General features: G+C 34.9%; 1 protein-coding gene and 1 pseudogene. Both read right to left on the bottom strand.

Annotated features, from left to right (window positions below):
• Positions 1-83, bottom strand: a pseudogene (locus tag V7183_RS25565) (thiol reductase thioredoxin); the annotation flags it as partial.
• The coding region (locus V7183_RS25560) for a tyrosine-type recombinase/integrase (protein WP_335361291.1) at positions 64-358 on the bottom strand (295 nt) is incomplete at its 5' end. The gene V7183_RS25560 and the pseudogene V7183_RS25565, both read right to left, overlap by 20 nt.

The raw sequence follows: 358 nt of genomic DNA, 5'->3' as shown, positions 1-358 counted from the left end.
CATGTTGTGAAAAACTTAATTACTACTGGCTCCTCGCTTGCAATGATGTCTTTGAATTCCTTGTCAGACTTGATTTCTCTCATGTTTTTGACTCCCTTCATTGTCATACGAATTTGCTAGTATTTTTATGCAAAATCCGTATTTGCAAAATAGATTATTTGCAAAATCTTCTACCGCTTTTTCTTGTAGGCCTGGTATAACATGTGAATAGGTGTCTAATGTGATACCTACTCTTTTATGTCTTAGTCGTTCACTTACAATCTTCGGATGAATACCTTGTTTCAACATTAAAGTTGCATGGGTATGTCGAAGGTCGTGAAACTGAATATCAGGAACCTTACTTTTCTTTATAAGCTTT

The sequence above is a fragment of the Bacillus sp. JJ1127 genome (assembly GCF_036965845.1).
Classification (GTDB): domain Bacteria; phylum Bacillota; class Bacilli; order Bacillales; family Bacillaceae_G; genus Bacillus_A.
The sequence above is the reverse complement of the archived record's forward strand: the minus strand, read 5'-3'. Positions and strand labels throughout refer to the sequence as shown.